The sequence below is a fragment of the Methylosinus sp. Ce-a6 genome, from assembly GCF_009811655.1.
GTDB lineage: Bacteria > Pseudomonadota > Alphaproteobacteria > Rhizobiales > Beijerinckiaceae > Methylosinus.
Window position 1 is genome coordinate 1 of the sequence record NZ_BGJX01000069.1, and the last position, 2,786, is coordinate 2,786.

Below are 2,786 nucleotides of genomic sequence, written 5' to 3' on the forward strand. Positions count from 1 at the left end.
GTAAGCATCCGGCGTGGGCCGCAGGCGGGATAGGCTGAAGCGTCAGGCGCCGGCGCGGGCCTTCAGGTCTTTGTGGATTTCGATGAGCTCGACGAGAGTTTCGATGCCGAAGTCGGTGAATGCGAGAACGCCGTCGTCTCCGATGCCGTAGACCCAGATGACGCCGTCCTCGGGGTCCATTTCGAGAGCGACGTCGTGGATGAAGTCGACGCTCTCGCCGAGGCGTTCTGCGACGCGCTCGACGGTCGTGACGTGATCGACCTTGTTGACGTGCATGCTCAGGCCGCCAGCGCCGACGCGCGCGGAGCCGACGCTCGCCAGTTCCACGGCAGCAGTTCATCGAGCCGATGCGCTGGATGTCCGGCGATGCGCGAGAGAACGTCGGCGAGCCAAGCCTGCGGATCGACGCCGTTCATCTTGGCGGTGATGATGAGGCTGTACATCGCGGCGGCGCGCTGGCCGCCGCGGTCGGAACCGCAGAACAACCAGCTTTTCCGGCCAAGGGCGATGCCTCTCAGGCCTCGTTCGGCGGCATTGTTCGATAAGCATACGCGTCCGTCATCGAGAAACAGCGTGAAGGCCGGCCACCTCTTCAGCATGTACTGGATCGCCTTGGCGAGATCGTGCCCACGCGAGAGTTTGGCGAATTGTTCGCGCAGATAGATTTCCAGCGCATCGACGAGCGGGCGGCTCGACGCGTGCCGGACGGCGAGACGTTCCCCGGCGCTCTTGCCGTTGATCGACCGCTCGATCGCAAACAGCGCGTCGATCCGGCGCACGATCTCGACGGCGATCGGAGAGAGCGGGATTTCCTTTTTCCCCGCCGCCTTGCGCCGCGCATTCTCGTCGATATCCGCCATGGCGAAGAACGGGCGCCGCGCATGGACCCAGCACGCGGCCTCGCGGATCGGGCCGGGCTTGCGCTCCGCCAGATACAGCCGGTTATAGCCGTCGTAGGCGTCCGCTTGCAGGATGCCGGAATACCCCGACAAGTGAGTCTGCGGATGTTCCCCGCGACGATCACGCGAATAATAAAAGATCGCGGCCGGCGGCCCGGCTCCACCGAAAGGCGCGTCGTCGCGAACATAGACCCAGCACCGGCCGGTGTCGGTCTTGCCCTTCGCCAGCACGGGCACGGTGGTGTCGTCCCCATGAAGCCGCTCCGCCGCCAGAACATGCGCCTCGACGAGACGCCGCAGCGGATCGAGCGCCGCACACACGGAGCCGACTGAGTCGGCCATGGTCGACAGCGCGATCGGCGCGCCTTCGAGAGCATAGCGCTCGGCCTGGCGGTTGAGCGGCTGATGCTGGCCGAACTTCTCGAACACGATCATCGCCAGCAGGCTCGGACCCGCCCAGCCGCGCGCGACGACATGGAATGGCGCCGGCGCCTGGGTGATCTTCTCGCAGTCGCGGCAGGTGAACTTTTCCCGCACGGTCTCGACGATCTTCCACTGACGCGGCGTCGTCTCGAGCGTCCGCGTCACATCCTCGCCGAGCTTGCGCAACCGCGCGCCGCCGCAGCAGGCGCAAGTCGCCGGAGCTTCGATTACGACCCGCTCACGCGGCAGATGCTCGGGAAAGGTGTCGCGCTCCTGCGGCCGCTTGCGCTCGAAGCTGGCGACCGTCGTCGTTTTGGCGACGGCGTGCTCCGCCGCGAGTTCGTCCTCGGTCGCGCTCGCTTCCAGCTCTTCGAGTTCGAGCGACAACTGATCGAGCAGCCGCGCCGAGCGCTCCGACTTCTGCCCGTAGATCTGCCGTTGCAATTTGGCGATCTGGAGCTTTTGCGCCGCGATCAGCGCCATGTCTTCCGACGCCTTTGCAAGCGCGACGGCGAGCTGCGCTTTCAGCACGGCGTTTTCGTCGAGAAGGGCTTGGTTCACGGCGTCCATGAGGCGAAGTGAATCACAAATCGCGCGATTTGTGGCGCCCCAAAATGCAGTCGACCCCAGCTTTTTCTCACCCCGCGCTTTGCGGCCTGTAGGTGAGTTGCGGATTCCGCCAGTCGATCCCTTCCAGCATATAGGCCATCTGCCCCGCCGAGATCGACACCGCGCCCGCGCTCGCCGAGGGCCAGATGAACTTTCCGCGGTCGAGCCGCTTGGCGTAAAGCGACAAACCGATCCCGTCGTGCCAGAGGATTTTGGCGAGATCGCCGCGGCGCCCACGGAAAATGTACAGGTCGCCCGCGTGCGGGTCGCGCTTCAACTGTTCTTGCACCTGAAGCGCCAGCCCCTGCATGCCGCGCCGCATGTCCGTGTGGCCGGTCGCGATCCACACTCGGCAGCCCGCCGGCAACGGGATCATCGGCGCAGCGTCTTCACGACCCGCGACAGCGCGGCTGCCTCGACATCTGCCCACACGATGATCCGATCACCCTCGGCCAGCACGATCTCCATCTGGCCAGTCGACCCTGGAGCGGAATATTCCGTCGCCGCGTCCGGCGTGATCGTTACGGGCAGGATCGGCGCGAGTTCCTGCGGCGCGGTCGGGACGACGCCGAACTGCCGACGCCAGGTGAAGAGCTGGTTGGTGTTGAGGTCGTGCCGCCGCGCGACCTCGGCGATCGAAGCTCCCTCCTCGAGGCTCTCGTCGACGATCCGGCGCTTCTCATCCATAGCCCATGATCGACGCCTGCGCTCGAGCGCCGGAGGACCATCATCGTTGCGCGACATAGGCGATAGTGTCCGCTTGTAACTGAAGTGGACACGATCATCGCGCCACCCGTCACGCAGCTATCCCAAAAACCGAGGTCACCGCCAGGCGGCCGCCGCCGGAGGGATACG

Annotated in this window: 4 protein-coding genes; all 4 read right to left on the reverse strand. The window is 65.5% G+C overall.

The genetic code is table 11. The annotated features are described in order from the left end of the window. Positions 1 to 42: 42 nt before the first annotated feature. Positions 43 to 276: a hypothetical protein gene (locus tag Mspo_RS19240; RefSeq protein WP_159732881.1), complete on the reverse strand. Its 234-nt coding sequence runs from the start codon at positions 274 to 276 to the stop codon at positions 43 to 45. 2 nt (positions 277 to 278) lie between these two features. Next, positions 279 to 1,892, reverse strand: a complete 1,614-nt coding sequence (locus Mspo_RS19245; protein WP_159732883.1) for an IS66 family transposase — start codon at positions 1,890 to 1,892, stop codon at positions 279 to 281. A gap of 67 nt (positions 1,893 to 1,959) precedes the next feature. Continuing rightward, on the reverse strand, positions 1,960 to 2,307 hold the full coding sequence (tnpB, locus tag Mspo_RS19250) for an IS66 family insertion sequence element accessory protein TnpB (protein WP_159732885.1): 348 nt from the start codon (positions 2,305 to 2,307) through the stop codon (positions 1,960 to 1,962). Then, a complete protein-coding gene (locus tag Mspo_RS19255; RefSeq protein ID WP_256366384.1) occupies positions 2,304 to 2,675 on the reverse strand; it encodes a transposase in 372 nt (123 codons plus the stop codon). Before Mspo_RS19255 ends, tnpB begins: the two co-directional genes overlap by 4 nt. Between the last annotated feature and the right edge of the window lie 111 nt (positions 2,676 to 2,786).

What these genes read in the sequence shown, in the direction of transcription:
- Mspo_RS19255 (WP_256366384.1), bottom strand. Translation starts at nt 2,675, where the DNA reads ATGTCGCGCAACGATGATGGTCCTCCGGCGCTCGAGCGCAGGCGTCGA.
- tnpB (WP_159732885.1), bottom strand. Translation starts at nt 2,307, where the DNA reads ATGATCCCGTTGCCGGCGGGCTGCCGAGTGTGGATCGCGACCGGCCAC.
- Mspo_RS19245 (WP_159732883.1), bottom strand. Translation starts at nt 1,892, where the DNA reads ATGGACGCCGTGAACCAAGCCCTTCTCGACGAAAACGCCGTGCTGAAA.
- Mspo_RS19240 (WP_159732881.1), bottom strand. Translation starts at nt 276, where the DNA reads ATGCACGTCAACAAGGTCGATCACGTCACGACCGTCGAGCGCGTCGCA.